Origin of the sequence: Bordetella genomosp. 1, from assembly GCF_002261335.1 — a bacterium.
Taxonomy (GTDB): domain Bacteria; phylum Pseudomonadota; class Gammaproteobacteria; order Burkholderiales; family Burkholderiaceae_B; genus Bordetella.
The window spans coordinates 26,253-45,715 of sequence record NZ_NEVL01000004.1 but is presented as its reverse complement, the minus strand read 5'-3'; the positions used below and the strand labels follow the sequence as shown (position 1 = coordinate 45,715).

The 19,463-nt window shown below is 66.5% G+C and carries 15 protein-coding genes and 2 pseudogenes; 9 read left to right on the top strand and 8 right to left on the bottom strand.

Going from position 1 to position 19,463, the window contains the following annotated elements; genetic code table 11:
- Positions 1–5: 5 nt before the first annotated feature.
- The 8 genes and pseudogenes from CEG14_RS17135 to CEG14_RS17105 all read right to left on the bottom strand — a co-directional run bounded on the left by CEG14_RS17135 (position 6) and on the right by CEG14_RS17105 (position 10,308).
- Positions 6–1,238 carry a class I SAM-dependent methyltransferase gene (locus CEG14_RS17135; RefSeq protein WP_094827636.1) on the bottom strand — a complete coding sequence of 411 codons (1,233 nt, stop codon included), beginning with the start codon at positions 1,236–1,238 and terminating at the stop codon, positions 6–8.
- Positions 1,235–1,792, bottom strand: a complete 558-nt coding sequence (locus tag CEG14_RS17130; RefSeq protein WP_094827635.1) for a dTDP-4-dehydrorhamnose 3,5-epimerase family protein — start codon at positions 1,790–1,792, stop codon at positions 1,235–1,237. Before CEG14_RS17130 ends, CEG14_RS17135 begins: the two co-directional genes overlap by 4 nt.
- Positions 1,789–2,862: a CDP-glucose 4,6-dehydratase gene (gene rfbG, locus CEG14_RS17125; RefSeq protein ID WP_256985806.1), complete on the bottom strand. Its 1,074-nt coding sequence runs from the start codon at positions 2,860–2,862 to the stop codon at positions 1,789–1,791. The genes CEG14_RS17130 and rfbG overlap by 4 nt, the downstream gene beginning before the upstream one ends.
- The gene (gene rfbF / locus CEG14_RS17120; RefSeq protein WP_094827633.1) at positions 2,847–3,617 is read right to left on the bottom strand and encodes a glucose-1-phosphate cytidylyltransferase; all 771 of its coding nucleotides are present in this window, start codon (positions 3,615–3,617) and stop codon (positions 2,847–2,849) included. The genes rfbG and rfbF overlap by 16 nt, the downstream gene beginning before the upstream one ends.
- Positions 3,614–7,075 carry a bifunctional class I SAM-dependent methyltransferase/glycosyltransferase gene (locus CEG14_RS17115; protein WP_094827632.1) on the bottom strand — a complete coding sequence of 1,154 codons (3,462 nt, stop codon included), beginning with the start codon at positions 7,073–7,075 and terminating at the stop codon, positions 3,614–3,616. The genes rfbF and CEG14_RS17115 overlap by 4 nt, the downstream gene beginning before the upstream one ends.
- Before the next feature lie 216 nt (positions 7,076–7,291).
- Positions 7,292–7,567 (bottom strand): annotated as a pseudogene (locus CEG14_RS26850) (flagellin); the annotation flags it as partial.
- A gap of 719 nt (positions 7,568–8,286) precedes the next feature.
- Positions 8,287–8,803 (bottom strand): annotated as a pseudogene (locus CEG14_RS26845) (flagellin N-terminal helical domain-containing protein); the annotation flags it as partial.
- Between the two features lie 758 nt (positions 8,804–9,561).
- Positions 9,562–10,308 (bottom strand): RNA polymerase sigma factor FliA, encoded by a 747-nt coding sequence (locus CEG14_RS17105; protein ID WP_094827630.1) that lies wholly within the window; start codon positions 10,306–10,308, stop codon positions 9,562–9,564.
- 427 nt (positions 10,309–10,735) lie between these two features.
- Between CEG14_RS17105 and flhD the strand changes: the two genes are divergently transcribed.
- The 9 genes from flhD (at position 10,736) to CEG14_RS17060 (ending at position 19,419) form a co-directional block, all read left to right on the top strand.
- Positions 10,736–11,059: a flagellar transcriptional regulator FlhD gene (gene flhD / locus CEG14_RS17100; protein WP_094799412.1), complete on the top strand. Its 324-nt coding sequence runs from the start codon at positions 10,736–10,738 to the stop codon at positions 11,057–11,059.
- Positions 11,060–11,089: 30 nt separating this feature from the next.
- Positions 11,090–11,674, top strand: coding sequence for a flagellar transcriptional regulator FlhC (gene flhC / locus CEG14_RS17095; RefSeq protein WP_094827629.1), 585 nt, complete (start codon positions 11,090–11,092; stop codon positions 11,672–11,674).
- Between the two features lie 121 nt (positions 11,675–11,795).
- Complete coding sequence (gene motA / locus CEG14_RS17090) at positions 11,796–12,674, top strand: flagellar motor stator protein MotA (protein ID WP_094827628.1); 879 nt, start codon at positions 11,796–11,798, stop codon at positions 12,672–12,674.
- Positions 12,675–12,689: 15 nt separating this feature from the next.
- Complete coding sequence (gene motB / locus CEG14_RS17085; protein WP_094827627.1) at positions 12,690–13,670, top strand: flagellar motor protein MotB; 981 nt, start codon at positions 12,690–12,692, stop codon at positions 13,668–13,670.
- A gap of 14 nt (positions 13,671–13,684) precedes the next feature.
- Positions 13,685–14,062 carry a response regulator gene (locus CEG14_RS17080; RefSeq protein WP_094827626.1) on the top strand — a complete coding sequence of 126 codons (378 nt, stop codon included), beginning with the start codon at positions 13,685–13,687 and terminating at the stop codon, positions 14,060–14,062.
- A 46-nt stretch (positions 14,063–14,108) separates the two neighbouring features.
- On the top strand, positions 14,109–16,274 hold the full coding sequence (gene cheA, locus CEG14_RS17075) for a chemotaxis protein CheA (protein ID WP_094827625.1): 2,166 nt from the start codon (positions 14,109–14,111) through the stop codon (positions 16,272–16,274).
- A gap of 14 nt (positions 16,275–16,288) precedes the next feature.
- A complete protein-coding gene (cheW, locus tag CEG14_RS17070; protein WP_094827624.1) occupies positions 16,289–16,789 on the top strand; it encodes a chemotaxis protein CheW in 501 nt (166 codons plus the stop codon).
- A gap of 100 nt (positions 16,790–16,889) precedes the next feature.
- The gene (locus CEG14_RS17065) at positions 16,890–18,569 is read left to right on the top strand and encodes a methyl-accepting chemotaxis protein (protein WP_094827623.1); all 1,680 of its coding nucleotides are present in this window, start codon (positions 16,890–16,892) and stop codon (positions 18,567–18,569) included.
- Between the two features lie 7 nt (positions 18,570–18,576).
- Positions 18,577–19,419, top strand: a complete 843-nt coding sequence (locus tag CEG14_RS17060; RefSeq protein WP_094827622.1) for a CheR family methyltransferase — start codon at positions 18,577–18,579, stop codon at positions 19,417–19,419.
- Positions 19,420–19,463: the final 44 nt, after the last annotated feature.

Genomic DNA, 19,463 nt, shown 5'->3' with positions numbered 1-19,463 from the left:
GGCGGTCAGGCCGGGGTGATGGTGAGCTGCGGCACGGCGGTCACGAAGCGGCCCTTCCAGGCGGCGGCGTAGGCCAGTTGCGTGCTGATCTCGACCTTCAGGTTCCAGGGCAGGATCACGACGTAGTCGGGCTGGTCGGCGCGCAGCGTGGCCTCGTCGACCACCGGGATGTGGCTGCCGGGCAGGAACTGGTTCTGCTTGGCCGGATTCAGGTCGACCACGTAGGGCAGCAGGTCCGGGCGCACGCCCGCGAAGTTGAGCAGCGTGTTGCCCTTGGCGGCGGCACCGTAGGCGCCGACCCGCTTGCCTTCGGCGCGGGCCTGGAGCAGGAACGACAGCAGGCCATTCTTGACGGCCTCGGCGCGCTGCTGGAAGCCGCGGTAGAACGCCGCGGTCGTCACGCCGGCATCGGCCTCTTCGCGCAGCAGGCGGGCCACCGCGGGCGCCTCGGCCTGCGTGCCGGTGTCGCTGCGCTGCGCATACACGCGCAGGCTGCCGCCGTGCGTGGGCAGCTGTTCGACGTCGAACACGGCCAGGCCGTTGGCGGCGAAGATGCGCTGCACGGCCGTGAGCGAGAGATACGAATAGTGCTCGTGGTAGGCGGTGTCGAACTGGTTCTCCGCCACCATGCGCAGCAGGTGCGGGAACTCGAAGGTCGCCACGCCGCCCGGCTTGAGCAGGGTGCGGAAACCGGCCACGAAGTCGTTGATGTCGGGCACGTGCGCGAGCACGTTGTTGGCCGCGATGACGTCGGCGGCGCGGCCCTCGGCCACCAGTTCGGCGGCGAAGGCCTCGCCGAAGAAGCGTTCGACGATGTGCAGGCCGAGCTTGCGCGCGGCGGCGGCGGTGCTGGCGGTGGGCTCCACGCCGTAGCAGGGCACGCCGGCGGCCTGCACGTATTGCAGCAGATAGCCGTCATTGGCGGCGATCTCCACCACCATGCTGTCGGCGTCCAGCGCGAAACGGTCGATCATCTTCTCCACGTAGCGGCGCGAGTGCGCCAGCCACGACTGCGAGAAGGAGCTGAAGTAGGCGTATTCCTCGGTGAACAGCGCCTCGCGTCCGGCGTAGTCCTCGGTCTGCACCAGCCAGCACTGGTCGCACACCAGCAGGCGCAGCGGGAACGTGACCTCGGGACGATTCAGGTCTTCGGGCTTGAGGTATGCATTCGAAGGCGGTGCATGGCCCAGGTCGAGAAAGGGCAGGTGCAGCTCGGTGCTGCAATGACGGCACTTCATGGGTCCAATCCTTGGAAACCGGGGTCGAGGAAAGCGTGGCCCTGGTCGCGTGCGGAGACTTCCGTCACGGCCAGCGGCCAATCGATGGCGAGGCGCGGATCGCGGTGGTGCAGCGCGCCTTCGCTGGCCGGGTCATACGGGGCGCTGTGGCAGTAGATCAGCTCGGCGTCGGGCGTCAGCGTCTGGAAGCCGTGCGCGAATCCGGCCGGGATCAGCAGGCCCAGGCCGTTGTCGGCCGACAGCCGCACCGCGTGCCACTGCAGAAAGGTGGGCGAGGCGCGGCGCAGGTCCACGGCCACGTCCCAGACCTCGCCGCGCACGCACTGCACCAGCTTGGTGTCGGCGTGCGGGTGGTGCTGGTAATGCATGCCGCGCACCGAGCCGCGCGTGGCGGTGTAGCTGTGATTGACCTGGTTCACCGGGGCCGGCCAGCCGGCGGATTGCAGGTCGGCCTGGCTGAACAGGCGCGAGAAGAATCCGCGGTTGTCGCCCGCCCTGGGCCGGCGCGCCATGCGCAGCCCGGCCAGCGGCGTGTCGGTGAACACGATGTTCATGGCGCGGCCTCGTAGGCGGCGAGGTCGGCCTCGCACAGCGCACGGGCGTCGGCACCCTCGGCCTGCTGGCGGTACCAGTCCATGCTGCGGCCGACCGCGGTGGCCAGCGTCCAGCGCGGCACGCTGCGCAGCTCGGCGCGGGTGCGCGAGGTGTCGAGCATCAGCAGGCCGGCCTCGTGCGGGCCGCTGATCTCGGTGCCGTAGCTGACCGCGCCGCGGCCATAGGCCGAGCGGGCGATCTCGACCACGTCGCGCACCGGCACGGCGCCGGCGGCGTCGGGACCGAAGTTGTAGGCCGTGGCCCGGGTCGGGTCGTCCCAGAGCGCCTGCGCCAGGTTCAGATAGCCGGACAGGGGCTCGAGCACGTGCTGCCAGGGCCGCACCGCGTCGGGCCGGCGGATCTCCAGCGTGTCGCCGCGCTGCCAGGCCCGCACCGCATCCGGTATCAGCCGGTCTTCCGACCAGTCGCCGCCGCCGATCACGTTGCCGGCGCGCGCGCTGGCGAGCGCCACGCCCTGGGCCGACAGGAACGCGTCGCGATAGCAGGCGATCGCGATCTCGCAGGCCGCCTTGCTGGCGCTGTACGGATCGTGGCCGCCCAGCGGATCGGTCTCGCGATAGGGGTAGTGCCATTCCTGGTTGCGGTAGACCTTGTCGGTCGTCACCGCCACCACGCTGCGCACGCCGTCCAGGCCGCGCAGGGCCTCGAGCAGGTGCACGGTGCCCATCACGTTGGCGGAGAAGGTCGCCACCGGCTCGCGGTAGCTGGCGCGCACCAGCGGCTGGGCCGCCAGGTGCAGCACGATCTCGGGCGCGGCCGCGCGCACGTGCGCCGCCAGCGCAGCCGCATCGCGGATGTCGCAGAGGTGGCCCTCGACGTGGTCGGCCAGGCGCAGCGCATCGTGCAGGGAGGGCGTGGTGTTGGGCGCCAGCGCGATACCGGTCACGCGCGCACCCAGGCGCGCGAGCCAGAACGCCAGCCAGGCGCCCTTGAAACCCGTGTGCCCGGTCAGGAGCACACGCTTGCCGCGCCAGAATGCGGGCGAGGGCAGCATTACCAGACCTTCCACGGCGCCGTGTCGCTGCTCCAGAGCGATTCGAGCAGGTTCTTCTCGCGCAGCGTGTCCATCGGCTGCCAGAAGCCCAGGTGCTGGAAGGCCTGCAGCTCGCCGTCGCGGCTCAGGCGCTCGAGCGGCTCGGCTTCCCAGGCGGTGGCGTCTTCGTCGATGAGCGGCAGCACCTTGGGCGAGAGCACGAAGAAGCCGCCGTTGATCAGGCCGCCGTCGCCGCGCGGCTTCTCGGTGAAGCCGGCCACGCGCGTGCCGTCCATGCGCAGCGCGCCGTAGCGGCCGGGGGGCTGCACGGCGGTGACCGTGGCGGCCTTGCCGTGGGCGCGGTGGAAGTCGATCAGCGCGCCCACGTCGACGTCGGCCACGCCGTCGCCATACGTGAAGCAGAACGCCTCTTCATCCTTCAGGTACGGCGCCACGCGCTTGAGGCGGCCGCCGGTCATGGTGTTTTCGCCCGTGTCGACCAGCGTGACGCGCCAGGGTTCGGCCTTCTGCTGGTGCACTTCCATCTTGTTGTTGGCCATGTCGAAGGTCACATCCGACATGTGCAGGAAGTAATTGGCGAAGTACTCCTTGATCATGTAGCCCTTGTAGCCGCAGCAGATGATGAAGTCGTTCACCCCGTAGTGGGAGTAGATCTTCATGATGTGCCACAGGATGGGCCGCCCGCCGATCTCGATCATCGGCTTGGGACGCATGTGGGTTTCTTCGGAAATGCGGGTGCCGAGGCCGCCCGCCAGGATCACTGCCTTCATTTGGACGACTCGCTCCAGGTCTTGAACATTTCACGGAAGCCGGCCTCGACGCGGCGGGCGAAGCCGGCGCCGTCCATCAGGGGGCTGGCGCACATCTCATCGCGAAGTCCCGCACGGATGCGGGCCAGGGCGGGCAGGTCGCGGGCGAGGTCGACCACCTTCTGGATGTATTCCTCTTCGTTGCTGGCGACCCATTCCGGGTGGCCGGCGCTGTGCAGGACCGAACTGCCGATGCGGCCCACGCTGGGGCGGTCGGCCAGGGTCACGTAGGGCACGCCCATGTACAGCGTCTCGACCAGCGTCACGCCCGAGTTGTGCGGGAAGCAGTCCAGGCCGATGTCCATGTTGCGCAGCACGTTCCACGGCGGGCTGTTCTTGCCGATGCGCAGGCGGTCGCGGCCGATGCCGTGTTCGGCGAACTTGGCCGCCATCTCTTCCTGCTGGTGCGGCTCGCCGAAGCTGCCGCTGTCGATCACCAGCACCGCCGCGGGCAGGCGGCGCAGGATTTCCGACCACACGCGCACGGTGCGATGGTTGATGCGGATCGAGCGGCTCAGGGTGCCGAGCGTGACGTGGCCGTTCTTCAGGGCGGGCAGCTCGCTGACCTCGCCCATGCCTTCCTTGGCGCGGTAGACCAGGCTGCCGTGTTCCAGGCGCCAGGGCTTCTCGGCAAACAGGTGCTCGCTGCCGACCGGGGCCATCACCTCGTCGGTCAGGATGTAGTCGATCGCGGAGATCCCGGTGGTGTAGCCGAAGCCCAGCCAGGTGGCGGACACCGGCGCCGGCTTGCGGGCGAACACGCTCAGGCGGTTCTGGCCCGTGTGGCCGGCCAGGTCGATCAGGATGTCGATGCCGTCGGCGCGCACGCGCTCGGTGAGCGTCGAGGCGCTCATGCCGCGGATCGAGACCCAGTTGTCGAAGTAGGTCTTGAAGCGGCCGGTGATGCCGTCTTCGTACTTCAGCTCGGCATAGGCCGTGAGTTCGAACTGGCTGCGGTCGTGGTGCGAGAGCAGCGGTTCGATGAACTCGTTGCCCGAGTGGTGGCGGAAGTCGGGCGACACATAACCGATCTTCAGGCGGCGGTTCGGGTTGCGGTCGTTGCGGAACGGCTTCCATTCGGCGTAGAGCGGCTGGCACAGGGCGCGCTCGAATTCGCGATAGGCCTCGAACACCTCTTCGGCGGTCTTGTCCGGCGCGTAGTTCATCGCGAACAGGCGATTGTTGTACAGCGTCGACTGGGTCGGGAAGGCGGCGAGACCCTCGGCGGCCGCGATCTCCGCGCCCACCGCATCGCCCCGCTGGCACAGCACGTTGACCAGATTGGTGCGTGCCGAGTTCAGCTTCGGGTTGAGCTCGATGGCGCGGCGGCACGACATCTCGGCCTCGGCGTAGCGGCCGGTGGCGGGCAGGGCGTCGCCCAGCGTCAGATGCGCAACGGCGCTGTTCGGATCGAGCTCGACGGCACGGCGGCCGCAGGCCAGCGCTTCCAGCGCGCGGCCGGCGGTCGTCAGGCATTCGCCCAGGCGGTTGTAGGCCAGCGAGCGCATCGGCGCCAGGTCCAGCATGGACACGGCGGCGCGCAACGCATCGAGCACGTCGCCGGCGCGGCACAGGCTGTAGACCAGGATCTCCCAGACCTGGAAATGCTTGGGATAGCGGCGGGCGAGCTTGCGCGCTTCGGGGATGGCCGCCGCATACGATTCACCGTTGGCCAGCTCCGCCAGTTTGTGCAGGGTGGCCTGCAGGGCCGGCGTGACCTTGATGTTGGCGACCGGCTCGCTCAGGTAGACGGCGTCGCGGTTGAAACCGACTCGCGCGTGGGCATCCATGTAGAGATGCCAGAACGGGCCCGGGTGCGCGGCATCGGCCAGGCCGGTGCGCAGGAACGCGAGCCAGGCGGCGTCGCCGACGCGCAGGCCGCCATGGCGCTTCAGGTTCGACAGCACGGTGGCGGCTGGCGCGGCGTAGGCCATGCCGAAGTGATCGCCGCGCTCGGTGCTCTTGTCCCACAGCGCGTCGACGATCTCGCCCAGGGACTGGCCGGCGGCGATCCTGTCCAGCACGCCACGTTCGGCCAGCGGCGGCGTCCACAGGGTGGGCTCGTGCCATAGCGTGAACTGGGGCATGCGGTCGCTGGTGCTGGCCGAGAAGTTGTGCGCGACCGAGGCCACCAGGGCCGGCGCGGCATCTTCGGCCACATCGTAGGGACCGGCCTCCAGGCAGTAATACAGCAGGCCCTGGTACAGCAGCTGTTGCAAGGCCGCGTCGAGCGCCTGCTGGGTGTAGAGCGACGGACGGTCGGACAGGCCGTGCTCGACGGCGGCGCGCAGGGCCTCGTACGACACCGAGGCGGGCCAGGCATGGGCCAGCGTGTCGAGCATCAGGACCTGCAGCGGATCCTTGGTGTTGTGGATCTGGCCGCCATGGCTCATGAAGATCACGCCGTCGACGACGGCCGTCACGCTCGCGCGCATGAGGCCGGTCGCCCAGCGCAGGTCGTGCAGGCGATCCAGGTCGGGCCTGGCCTGGATGGCGCCGGCGCGGTCCTCGTGCACCAGCAGGCTGCGTCGCGCGGCGCGGCCGGTGGCGAAGTCCAGGTATTGCTGTCGCACCACCTTGGCGCGGCCCAGTGCCACCAGGCTCTGGGTGAGCGCCACGTTCTGGCCGTAGTTCTGCGGCAGTTCGGTGAGCGGCAGGCCATCGCCCACGTAGCTCAGGCCGGCCTGCTGGGCGCGGTCGGTGAACTCGATCAGATAGCAGGCGTTGCTGCCGAGCAGGAAGGGCGAGGCGCCGCTGGCGTCGTCGGCGAGTTCGCCCGCGAACAGCTGCGACATGTCGCCCAGGGCGGGGCCCAGCGGATTGCTGCCCGACATGCCGCTCTGGAAGAGGGTGAGCGCGGCGCGCGCGCTCGACTTGACCTCGTCTTCGGTGGTGGCATCGTGGGCGTGGAGCATGATGGCGTCGCGCACGATCTCGGCAGCCTTGGCGCCGGGATTGGTGGCGTAGTCGACGAACACCAGCCCCTCGGGCGAGAGCACGCTGCGGCACCACAGCAGCAGCGCGAGCTGCGCGTCATTGCTCAGGGTGCTGAACAGGCCGCGCACCACGATGTAGTCGAACGGCGCCGCATCGCTCTGCCACTCGAGCAGCGCTTCCAGGGAGAGTGCCTGCAGCGCCACGTTGTCGAGCTTGAGCAGCTCGGCGTAGCGCCGGCCGCGCTCGATGGTCTCGGGATTCGTGTCGACCCCGACCACGCGTGCGTTCGGATAGGCCTGCGCCAGCGGCAGCAGATTCTCTCCGTCGATGCAGCCGATTTCCAGCACGCGGGCGCGGTCCAGCGGCACGGTGTCGATGCCGTACAGGTGCGCCGTGGCGCGAAGGTGACCGGGGGAGAGGGTGTAGTCCAGCCGTTTGCTGCGCGAAGCGGCATCCAGGCGCGAAGGGGCCGTGTTGAGCATGGTCGTGAAGTGCGCGGGTGAGCGGCTCCATTGAAGATGCAGGGGATTCTACGGAGACCCTCCCATGGCCATTCCGGCAAACAATCTTGGAATTCGTGCCTATATTCCGCAGCTCGAAAAAAGGGGCGGAAATGGAAAAAGCCACCCCGGGCGAGCCCGGGGTGGCTTTGATCCAGCGAGAGGGACGCGAGCGTCCCTTTCGAGGCGTCGCTACGATTAACGCAGCAGCGACAGGACCGTTTGCGGCACTTGGTTGGCCTGCGCCAGCACCGAGGTGCCAGCTTGTTGCAGGATCTGAGCCTTGGTCATGTTCGACACTTCGGTGGCGTAGTCGGCATCTTCGATACGCGAACGGGCGGCGGACAGGTTGTTCACCGTGTTGTTCAGGTTCGTGATGGTCGATTCGAAGCGGTTCTGGATCGCGCCCAGGTCGCTACGCAGCGAGTCGACGCTGGCCAGGGCCTTGTCGATCGAAGCCAGCGGGTCGGCGTTGAGCTTGTCGCCCAGCGTGACCGTGCCGTTCGAGGACACGTTGGCCTTGTAGTACACGTCGGCGCCGTTGGCCGAACCCTTGACGACGTAGCCGCCTTCGCTGTTGGCGTACAGCTGGGGAGCCGAGCCCACTTGAGCAGCGCTCAGGCCGGTCAGGTTGGCGGTCACAGCCGGGGTGTTCGACGGGATTTCGTAGTCGGTCAGCTGAGCCGTAGCATCGGCGGGCAGCGAGGTAGCGGCAGCCGAGCTGTCGTACGACACGGAGCCGTCGGAAGCGAACGTGGCGCTCCAGCCGTTCGAACCACCGTCGGTCGACACGAAGAAGTCGCCGTTGGAATCCAGGTACACGACCGGGGTGGCGGCAGCGTTCTGGTCATCGAACTTGGCGTCGTCGACGTTGATGGTCACGCCATTGCCCACGGCGATCTGTTGACCGGCGGCAGCAGCGGTGGCGGTGGCCGAAACCGAGGTCGACGAGTCGAATTCGAGTTGGCCGGTGGCGTTGTCGTAGCCCGAAACGGCGTACAGCGTCGAGCCGCCGTCGTTCGAAACATACAGCTTTTCCGGATCGGCGTCGTCAACGTAGACGTCGAAGCCCGAAGCGGTGGCGGTGTCGACAGCGGTCAGCTTGACCGAAGCGGTCGTTCCCGGGGGGGTGACTTGCGTGGTCGGCGAAGCGGCCAGCTTGGTCGTGTCGAAAGCCTTGTTGCTCACGTCCAGGTTGCCCAGACCCAGCGTGCTGGCGTTGATCTGTTGCAGGTTGATCGTGATGGTTTCGTTGTCGTTGGCGCCGACTTGGATGGTCAGGCTTTGGTCATCGGCCAGAACCTTCACGCCGTTGAACTGGGTCTGTTCCGACACGCGGGTGATTTCGCCCAGACGCTGGGTGATTTCAGCCTGGATCGATTCCAGATCCGACTGCGAGTTCGTGCCGTTGGTGGCTTGAACGGTCAGTTCGCGAACGCGCTGCAGGTTGTTGTTGATTTCGTTCAGGGCGCCTTCGGTCGTCTGAGCGATCGAGATACCGTCGTTGGCGTTACGAGCGGCTTGGGTCAGACCCTTGACGTTGGCGGTGAAGCGGTTGGCGATGGCTTGGCCAGCGGCGTCGTCCTTGGCGCTGTTGATGCGCAGGCCCGACGACAGACGCTCGATGGCGGAACCCAGAGCCGACTGGGACTTGTTCAGGTTGTTCTGAGCAACCAGCGACAGGTAGTTGGTATTGATAACAGCAGCCATGAATAGCTCCCAAGAGAGAAAGGCTTCTTCAAACTGGGCAGCCGGGCCGCCCAACATTTACGGTATCCGTCAGAGTCTTTTTGGCTCCGATCAGTGTCCCGCTGCCTGGATAACGTCGGAGCCAAACGATTCTTTAGGCCTTTCGGCCCCTGTTACATCTTTTTTTTGAAATGGCCGTGGCGCGGGCAGCGAGGCTGGGGGGCTGGCGGGGTGCGGATCCTGGCGCGCGTCGCGGATCGTCGGGATTCCCGTTCGCCCACGCCGTCGCGGCACTGGCAGGCGGACGCAGGCTGTTGCAAATGAGCGCTCGAGCGGGCGCGCTTCCGTTTACAAATGCGGCCGCGCAGGCAGCGAAAAATCCGGCCCTGCACCCCGATAATCCGCCGCCATATATCCATAGAGCATATAGACCGCCCGTATATATAGAGATACGCGCCTGCTGCAACCGATTGTTGCGCTTCAAACGACGTTTCATAGGATCCATGATCGCAATAGATGCCACATTTGTTGCAACGGGGTGCGCGTTTGCGCATCCGGCGAAAACGGCAGCGCAGGGGCGCCGCCGGCAGCGTGTGGACACACGGCACGGACGTGTACAGGCCGAGCGCGGCCTGCGCAAGCCGCGCGAGGCAGGATGCGGGCGATCGGGCCGGGCACGCGCGGATCGCACCGGCGGCGGGCGCGGCCGGACGCTCGCCGTGGACGCGGCGTGAACATGGCGGGGAGGGGAGGGGCGGACGGCCGCGGGCCGTCCGTCGTCAGATGACCTGCGACAACAGCCCGTGCTCGGGCAGTTCGCCCCAGGCATGGTCGGCCAGGTGCGCGCGCAGGCGCGCCGTGGCCTGCGTGCGCAACTGGCACACGCGCGCCTCGGTGACGTTGAGCACGGCGCCGATTTCCTTCAGGTTCAGGCCCTGCTCATAGTAGAGCGACAGCAGCAGCTTCTCGCGGTCGGGCAGCTTGTCGATGGCCTGGATCAGGGCGGCGCGCAGGTCGGTGGCCAGCAGCGCGTTGAGCGGATTGCCGCTGCTCTCGCTGGTGGCGCCTTCGCTCCAGTCCGCGTCGCCCGTCTCCTGGTCGCCGCCCATGCCTTCGTAGTGGACGATCTGCAGGCCCTGGGCGTCGGTCAGCATGCTCTGGTACTCGTCCAGCGGCACGCCCAGCTCCTGCGCGATCTCCGTTTCGGTGGGAGAGCGCATGAGCTGCTGCTCCTTGCGCTGGATGGCGTTCTCGATCTTGCGGCTCTTGCTGCGCACGCTGCGCGGCAGCCAGTCCTGGCTGCGGAGCTCGTCGAGCATCGCGCCACGGATGCGCGACGTGGCGTAGGTCTCGAATTGCGCGTCCGGGCTTTCCTGATAGCGGCGCACGGCATCGAGCAGGCCGATCATGCCGGCCTGGATGAGGTCGTCCAATTGCACGCTGGCCGGCAAGCGGGCCAGCAACTGCAGCGCCAGTTTGCGTACCAGCGGTGCGTATTGGACCAAGCTGTCTTCTGCGTTGGGCATTCAGATTCAGTCTGCAGGGGTCTCGCGAATGGCCGCGAGATGGGTGTTGCATTGTTACGACATCGGCGGGGGTGCCGGCCAGTGGCCTGATGACTGACGTCTATCGCTCCTCTCAATGAGGATTGTCGACAAATGACGGTGTTTCATTCGAGGAAGAACGCAACTTTTTGCGCTTTTATTTACGTCTTTGGCGCGATCTTGGTGCAAGAAATGTAACGGTCCTGCTGCACTTCTAAAGAAATTCTGAAAAAAATCAATGTTTCGTCATAAAAGTCATAGAAAATGACAGTGTGCATGTTAAATTGCATGCAAATTGCGATCAACTGATACATTTCGCATTAAGACGAAAACAGATTTGCGCGGGGGTTTCGGGGCGCGCGATCTGGACTTCATCACCCCGGCTGGCCTCAGTAACAGGAGTACCAAAGTGAAAACCGCAGACAGTTCCTTGCTCGCCGATATACGTGAAGTCAATCTTTCGTATCTGCTGCTCGCGCAGCGGATGCTGAGAGACGATTACGCGGCATCCATGTTTCGCCTGGGTTTCAGCAACGAAGTTGCCGACATCCTGATGCGCCTCTCGCCGGCGCAACTGGTCAAACTGGCGAGCTCGAGTTCCCTGCTTTGCCGCTTCCGCTTCGACGACTACAGCCTGCTGTCGGCCCTGACCCAGGATGTGCTGGGCGGCGCCCTGCAGCAAGCGCACGCAACGATTCTGCTGGCGAAGCAGCCAGTGGAAGAGTTGGCCTGACCCAACCGCTAAAGAAAGCAGGAAGGCGGTATGCCAGTTAAAAGCGTGTCACAGGAAGCCGACGAGATTCTGTTGGCCAGTGCGATGATCACCCTCGGGGCGCGGCTTCAGGTGCTAGAAGCCGAAACCAGCCTCAGCCACGATCGGCTCGCACGCCTGTATCGTGAGATCCGGGGATGCTCGCCTCCCAAGGGAATGCTGCCTTTTTCGGTGGACTGGTTCATGACCTGGTTGCCGAACATCCATTCCTCGTTGTTCTACAACGTCTACTCCTTCTTGAACACGCGCACGTCGAGCAAGAACGTGCGCGCCGTGATCGACGCCTACCGTCTCTATCTGGAGCACGCGCAGGCCGACGCCACCCAGCCCGCCGGCGCCGAGCCGGTGCTCAGCTTCACCCGGGCCTGGATGCTGGTGCGCTTCTTCGACAGCGGCATGTTGCAACTGTCGGCGTGCCGGCAGTGCGGCGGGCATTTCATCGCCCACGCGCATGACCCGCAGACCGACTTCGTGTGCGCCATCTGCCGTCCGCCACCCCGGGCCGGAAAGACGCGCGCGGCCGCCCGCGCACGTGCCAACGCCGCCGCGCCGGCCAAGGCAGAACAGGCTTCCTGATTTCTTAAGGGTACTCAAACATCCCAAAAGCCCCGAAAAACTCCCCGTAACCCGCGTTTTTGCGGCGGGGAGCTCGGGAGATCATTGTCACTAGTTTTGACTACGATGGCAGAGGCCTGATGTGTTGATTGTTATCGGTTATGCGGTGGTTATCATCGCGGTGGTCGGCAGCTTTGTCGGCCTGGGCGGCCACCTGGGCGCGCTCTACCAGCCTTTCGAGCTGACCCTGATCGGCGGCGGCGCCCTGGGCGCCTTCCTGGCCGGCAACAGCCGCAAGTCGCTCAAGCTGGTGAAGGCGGCCGTGCCGCGCGCCTTCAAGACGGGCCCCTACAGCAAAGACCTCTATATGGAGCTGATGGCGCTCCTGTATGTGTTGCTGAACAAGGCGCGCCGCGAAGGCCTGATGGCGGTCGAATCCCACATCGAGGATCCGCAGTCCAGCCCGATCTTCAATGAGTATCCGCGCATCATGAAGGACGCGAATCTCATGGAGTTCATCACGGACTACCTGCGCATCATGATCAGCGGCAACATGAGCTCGTTCGAGATCGAGACGCTGATGGACGAGGAAATCGAGACCTTCCGCCATGAGCGCGAGGTCCCGACGCATGCGCTGCAATCGATGGCCGACGGCCTGCCGGCTTTCGGTATCGTGGCCGCGGTGCTGGGCGTGATCAAGGCGCTCGCCGCCGTGGACCAGCCGCCCGCGATCCTGGGCGACCTGATCTCCAAGGCCATGGTGGGCACGTTCCTCGGCATTCTGCTGGCCTACGGTTTCGTGGGTCCGTTCGCTTCGCGCGTCGAGCGCCAGGCCGCCGAGGCGGTCAAGGTGCTGGAGTGCATCAAGGTGACCCTGCTGGCCAGCATGAACGGCTACCCGCCCCAGCTGGCGGTGGAGTTCGGCCGCAAGGTGCTCTTCTCGGCCGTGCGTCCGTCGTTCGGCGAGCTCGAAGAGCACGTACGCCAGGCCAAGGGCAGCGCGGCCGCCGGCCGCGCCTGATCGGGAGTCTCTTAGATGAGCACGGTCAATAACCACCGTGTGGTGGTCCGCCGCAAACGCCGTGGCGGCGGCGGGGGCCACCATGGCGGGAGCTGGAAGATCGCCTACGCCGACTTCATCACGGCGATGATGGCGTTCTTCCTGGTCATGTGGCTGATCAGCATCGTGCCGCGCGAGGAGCTCAAGGGCATCGCCGAGTACTTCCGCATGCCGCTGAGCGTGGCGATCGCGGGCGGCCCGAGCAATTCCGCCGATACCAGCGCCATCCCTGGCGGCGGGCGCGATCCGCTGCGCGACGACGGCAACGTGCGCCGCGCCGACGGCAACCGCGTGCAGGCCCAGAACATCCCCGACGGCGAGCGGCGCGACCGCCATCGCCTCGAGCGCCTCAAGCAGCGCCTGGACACCCTGATCGAAACCAGCCCGGTGCTGAAGAACTTCCGCCCGCAGCTGCTGATCGACATGACCACGGAAGGCCTGCGGATCCAGATCATCGACAGCCAGAACCGCCCGATGTTCGCCACCGGCAGCGCCGAAGTGCGGCCGTACATGCGCGACATCCTGCGCGAGCTCGGCCCCGTGCTCAACGAGCTGCCCAACAAGATCAGCCTGGCCGGCCACACCGACGCGTCGCAGTACGCGCGCGGCGAGCGGGCCTACAGCAACTGGGAGCTGTCGGCCGACCGCGCCAACGCGTCGCGGCAGGAATTGGTGGCCGGCGGCATGAACGAAAGCAAGGTGCTGCGGGTGCAGGGCCTGTCTTCGAGCATGAGTCTGGTTAAAGATGATCCGTATGCTGCCGTTAACCGTCGTATCAGCCTGGTAGTGCTGAACGAAAAGACGCAGAAACGTATCGAGGACGAGAACGCGACGGCGGCAGAAGTGAGCGCCCGCGACGCCAATGGCGTGGTTCAGGCCGTGACCCACCGCAATGAAGCGGCGGCACCGGCCACCGAACCGCCCGCGGCGCCGGCGTCCAACGAGGCTGCACGTTAGGAGCGAACTGGAGCATGACGACGATATTGGTGGCGGACGATTCCGCAACGATGCGCATGATCGTGCGGGCCGCGCTGACCGGCGCGGGCTGGCAGGTCGTGACGGCTGGCAACGGCAAGGAGGCACTGGACCTCGCGCGCGACCAGCAGATCGATCTGGTCGTGAGCGACTGGAACATGCCGGTGATGGGCGGCCTGGATCTGATCCGGGGCCTGCGCGAGCAGGAGCGTTATCTCGACGTGCCGGTGCTGGTACTGACTACCGAGGAAGACGTGGACAGCAAGACGGCTGCCCGCGATCTCGGGGTCTGCGGGTGGCTCAACAAGCCCGTCGATCCCGAAACCCTGGTGGATTTGGCCGCCGAGCTGCTCGAAGAGCAGCCGCCGGTTTAGTGTCAACGCGCCTCGGCGTGTTCTATATGAAGGCAAACGGCTCATCATGAGTTCAGGTCTGGATCTCAGTCAGTTCTACGAGACTTTTTTCGACGAAGCCGACGAGTTGCTCGCGCAGATGGAGCAGCTGCTGCTCGAACTGGATGTGGGGCAACCCGACATCGAGCAGCTCAACGCCATTTTTCGTGCCGCGCACTCCATCAAGGGTGGCGCGGCGACGTTCGGCTGCTTTCAGAAGCTCGCCGAAACCACGCATTTGCTGGAAAACCTGCTGGACGCGATCCGTCGCGGCGAAATGAACCTGCGCGCCGATATGGTTGATACTTTCCTGGAAACCAAAGACGTGCTGAAGAGCCAACTGGACGCTTATCGTTCGTCCGAAGAGCCCGATCAGGCCGTGTTCGAACGCATCTGCGCCGTGCTGCGCCAGATCGCCCTCGAAGGCAAGGGCGAAGCGCCGGCTGCGGCCGCCGCCCCGGCGCCTGCTCCCGCTCCCGCGCCGGCACCCGTGGCCGCCGCCCCGGCACCGGCCGCGCCCGCTGCGGTCGCACCTGCGGCCGCACCCGCCGGCAACCTGCCGTTCCGCGTGCAGTTCCGCAAGGTGTCCGACAAGGACGCCCAGTCGCTGCTCGAGGAAATGGGCAATTTGGGCACCGTGCACCATCATGAGCGCAGCGCCGACGCGCTGACCGTGTGGGTCGACACGACTTGCTCGCAGGACGACATCGAGGCGGTGTGCTGCTTCATCGTCGACAGCGACCAGCTCGACATCCGCCGCGAAGCCGCGCCGGCCAAGGCCGCCGCCGCCGACGTGGTGGAGCAGTTCGAGGCCGCCGCCGCCGGTTTCGCCGCGCCTGCCCCCGCGCCCGCTGCGCCCGCCGCTGCACCCGCTGCTGCACCCGTCGCCGCGCCGGCACCCGTTGCCGCCGCACCCGCTGCCGCCCCTGCGCCCGCGGCCGCCCCGGCGGCACCCGCCGCGCCGGCTCGCGCCGCCGCGCCGGCCGCCCACGCCAACACCGAATCGACCTCGATCCGCGTGGGCGTGGAGAAGGTCGACCAGATCATCAACCTGGTGGGCGAGCTCGTCATCACCCAGGCCATGCTGGCGCAGACCGCGTCGACGCTGGATCCGGTGCTGCACGACCGTCTGCTCAACGGCATGGAGCAGCTCGAGCGCAATGCGCGCGACCTGCAGGAAGCGGTGATGTCGATCCGCATGATGCCGATGGACTACGTGTTCTCGCGCTTCCCGCGCGTGGTGCGCGACATCGCCAGCAAGATGGGCAAGCAGATCGAGCTGCAGACCTACGGCCGCGCCACCGAGCTCGACAAGAGCCTGATCGAACGCATCATCGACCCGCTCACCCACCTGGTGCGCAACAGCCTGGACCACGGCATCGAGACGCCCGACAAGCGCGTCGCGGCCGGCAAGGATCCGGTCGGCCAGCTGGTGCTGTCCGCGCAGCACAACGGCGGCAACATCGTGATCGAGGTGAGCGACGACGGTGGCGGCCTGAACCGCGACCGCATCCTCAAGAAGGCGCAGGCCCAGGGCCTGTCGGTCAACGAAAACTCGCCCGACGAGGAAATCTGGCAGCTGATCTTCGCGCCGGGCTTCTCCACCGCCGAGCAGGTGACCGACATCTCCGGCCGCGGCGTCGGCATGGACGTGGTGCGCCGGAACATCCAGAACATGGGTGGCCACGTGCAGCTCTCCAGCACGCCGGGCCACGGCACCACGACCCGCATCGTGCTGCCGCTGACGCTGGCGATCCTCGACGGCATGTCGGTGCGCGTGGGCGAAGAGACCTTCATCCTGCCGCTGAACCACGTGACCGAGTCGCTGCAGCCCACCGAAGACCAGATCTACTCGGTGGCCGGCAACGAGCGCGTGATGCACGTGCGCGGCGAGTACCTGCCGCTGGTGGAAATGCACCGGGTGTTCTCGGTCGGCGGCGCGCAGACCGAGCCGACGCAGGCCATCGCCGTGATCATGCAGGCCGAGGAGCGCCGCTTCGCGCTGCTCGTCGACCATCTGGTCGGCCAGCACCAGGTCGTGGTCAAGAACCTCGAATCCAACTATCGCAAGGTCCCCGGCATTTCCGCGGCGACCATCCTGGGCGACGGCAGTGTTGCACTGATCGTCGACGTATTCGCGCTCGCGCGCGCCAACCGTGAGCGTTGGTCGCAGCCCGAAGCCATTCTGAATTGACGGAGAGCATTAACATGGCAGCCAAGCCGCACGCGCAAAGCGCCCGCGTCGAAGACGTGGGCAACGAGTTCCTGGTCTTCACGCTGGGCTCGGAAGAATACGGGATCGACATCCTGAAGGTGCAGGAAATCCGCGGCTACGACGCCGACGCGGTGACCCGCATCGCCAACGTGCCCACGTTCATCAAGGGCGTGACCAACCTGCGCGGCATCATCGTCCCGATCATCGACCTGCGCATCAAGTTCAACCTCGGCAGCGTCGAATACAACGAACAGACCGTCGTGATCATCCTGAACCTGGATCATCGCGTGGTCGGCATCGTGGTCGACGGCGTGTCCGACGTGCTGATGCTCAACGCCGGCCAGATCCGCCCGGCGCCGGAATTCGGCGCGACCCTGTCGACCGAATACCTGACGGGCCTGGGCACCGTGGACGAGCGCATGCTGATCCTGGTCGACATCGAGAAGCTCATGACCAGCGACGAGATGGAACTGGTCGAGAAGGTCGCTTCCTGATCCCTCCGCAAGGTGCGTGACTAGCCGGGCGGCGGATGATCTTCGCCGCCCGCCGTATTGCAGCTGTGGCATTCGACCCCGTCGAGGAGTTCTAACCGTTATGCGCACGTTCTTGGCGAACCTGACCATACGCAGCAGCCTGCTGGGCGTGCTGGCGTTCTTCTCTTTCATGCTGGTGCTGGGCGCCGCGCTCGGTGTCCTGTCGCTGCGCATCTCGAACGGCACGCTGGTCGAGATCAAGCAGACCCAGGACCTGGCCGACTCGATGGGCCGCGTGGTCGCCGCCAACAAGGACACGCTCAACGGCCTGGGCCGCGCCGCCACCGCGCAATACGCCGACATCGTGCGCTCGATCGGCCAGCCCATGCTGGTGCAGCAGGGCCTGGCCGCCGAGGCCGCCGGCCTGGTGCAGCGGGCCAAGGCGTCGCTGAACCGGGCGCAGACCGAATTCGATTACTACAAGAGCCTGCCGCATCCCGACAGCGCCGCCGAGTCCATGAAGGAGGTCGACGCCGCCTTCAACACGCTGGTGAGCCAGGGCCTGACGCCGCTGATCGCCGCGTTGGAGAAGGCCGACATGCCGGGCTACCAGAGCCACGTGCAGATGGTGCAGGACGCGCTGGAGGCACGCTTCGCGCGCGCCGTCGAGGCGTTCGACTTCTGGCGCGCGAGCCTGGTGCAGGAAGCCTACACCGTGGCCGAACAGCGCTACAACTTCGTGCTCGGCGCCGTGGCGCTGGGCGGCGTGGTCGCCGCGCTGCTGGTCTTCATGACCTACGTCTTCCTGCGCCGCCGCGTGCTGGCGCCGCTCAAGGAAGCCGGCACCTACTTCGACCGCATCGCCGGCGGCGACCTGACGGCGCGGGTGGACGTGCGCAACGGCAACGAGATCGGCCAGCTGTTCGCCGCGCTCAAGCGCATGCAGGAAAGCCTGACCCGCACCGTCTCGCAGGTTCGCCGCGGCGTGGAAGAAATCAACGTCGGCTCGCACGAGATCGCGGCCGGCAATACCGATCTGTCGTCGCGCACCGAGCAGCAGGCCGCCTCGCTGGAGCAGACCGCCGCTTCGATGGAGCAGCTGGCCTCGACCGTGAAGCAGAATGCCGACAACGCGCGCCAGGCCAACCAGCTGGCCGCCAGCGCCTCGGACGTGGCCGAACGCGGCGGCGCCGCGGTGTCGGAAGTGGTGCACACCATGGAAGGCATCTCGGCGAGCTCGCGCAAGATCTCCGAGATCGTGTCGGTGATCGACGGGATCGCGTTCCAGACCAACATCCTGGCGCTCAACGCCGCGGTGGAAGCGGCGCGTGCGGGCGAGCAGGGCAAGGGCTTCGCGGTGGTGGCGGGCGAAGTGCGCTCGCTGGCGCAGCGCAGCGCCCAGGCCGCCAAGGAAATCAAGGTGTTGATCGAGGACTCGGTCAACAAGGTGGGCACGGGTTCGCAGCAGGTCGAGCGCGCCGGCAACACCATGCAGGAAATCGTGGCCTCGGTGAAGCGTGTGACCGACATCATGGGCGAGATCTCGGCGGCCTCGGAAGAGCAGTCGAGCGGCATCGACCAGGTCAACCGCGCCGTGACGCAGATGGACGAGGTGACGCAGCAGAACGCGGCACTGGTGGAAGAGGCCGCCGCCGCGGCGGGCTCGCTGCAGGAGCAGGCCGAACGCCTGTCCGAAGCGGTGGCCGTGTTCCGGATCAACGGCGGCGAAGTGATCGACCTGCAGGCGGAGCGCCTCGGCGGCCACGCGCAGGGCGCCGGAAAGTTTGCGTTGGAGCATTGAGGCAGGCATGTTGAGCACCACCCCGTCTTTTTCGGCGGAGCGTCAGTTCGAGTTCCGGGATGCCGACTTTTCGCGCGTGCGCAGCATGATCTATGCGCGCGCCGGCATTTCGCTGGGCGCGCACAAGCGCGAGATGGTCTACAGCCGCCTGGCGCGGCGCCTGCGGGCGCTGGGCAAGAACGACTTCAGCAGCTATCTCGACGAGCTCGAGCGCGAACCCGCGGCCGGCGAGTGGGAAGACTTCGTCAACGCCCTCACGACCAACCTAACCGCCTTCTTCCGCGAGTCGCATCACTTCCCGATCCTGGCCGACTTCGCCAAGACGCGCGGCGGGCCGGTGTCGGTCTGGTGCTGCGCGGCCTCGACCGGCGAGGAGCCGTATTCGATCGCGATGACGCTGACCGAGGCGCTGGGCCCGAAAGCGGCCAGCAGCCGGGTGTATTCCACCGACATCGACACCAATTGCCTGAACCGCGCGCGCGCCGGCGTCTATGCCTGGGACCGCGTGGCCAAGATGGACGAGGCGCGGCTGCGGCGCTTCTTCCTGCGCGGCCGGGCCGGCAACGAAGGGCAGGTCAAGGTGCGTCCCGAGCTGGCGCAGATGGTCGAGTTCGAGACGCTCAACCTGCTGGCGCCGTCGTGGCCCATCAATGAAAAGTTCGACGTGATCTTCTGCCGCAACGTGATGATCTATTTCGACAAGCCGACGCAGGCCAAGATCCTGCGGCGGTTCGTGCCTTTGCTCAAGCCGGGCGGCCTTCTGTTCGCCGGGCATTCGGAAAACTTCACGTACATCAGCCAGGACTTCCGGCTGCGGGGCCAGACGGTCTATGAGTGCGTGGGCCAGTAACCACTGAATATCGCCAGGAAAGCCGCCCCTGCAGCGGGTCAGGA